Consider the following 568-nt stretch of genomic DNA (forward strand, 5'->3'; position numbering starts at 1 on the left):
CCTCCTCGTGAGCCAGAAGTTCAGTCCCGCCACGGCGATCACGATCAGGAACAGCACCCACGCGATCGCGGACGCGTACCCGAGATCCAGGCCCTGGAACGCGGATTGGTAGAGGTAGAGCACGACGGTCTGGTACTGGTGCTCCGCGCCACCACCGCTACCACCGGAGGGCTCGAACAGCTTGGGTTCGGTGAAGATCTGCAACCCGCCGATGGTCGAGGTGACGATCACGAAGATCAGCGTCGGCTTGAGCATCGGGAGCGTGATGCTGAAGAACCGCCGCAACGCGCTCGCACCGTCCACCAACGCGGCCTCGTGCACCTCGCGCGGGATGGCTTGCATGGCGGCGAGGACGATCAGGGCGTTGTAGCCGGTCCACCGCCAGTTGACCATCGAGGCGATGGCGACGTGGCTGCCGAACGTGCTGGCCTGCCAGTCGATCGGGCTGATTCCCAGCACGCCGAGGACATCGTTGACCAGGCCGTACTGCGGGCCGAACAGGTTGCCGAAGATGATCGTCAACGCGACCAGGCTGGCGACATAGGGCAGCAGCACGCCCATCCGCCAG

Annotated in this window: 1 protein-coding gene; it reads right to left on the minus strand. The window is 65.1% G+C overall.

The window, feature by feature from the left end:
• A partial coding sequence (locus DI276_RS47610) for a carbohydrate ABC transporter permease (protein WP_112276790.1) occupies positions 1 to 568 on the minus strand: 568 nt, incomplete at both ends.

This window comes from Lentzea terrae, assembly GCF_003265345.1.
In the GTDB taxonomy this organism is placed as follows: domain Bacteria; phylum Actinomycetota; class Actinomycetes; order Mycobacteriales; family Pseudonocardiaceae; genus Lentzea; species Lentzea terrae.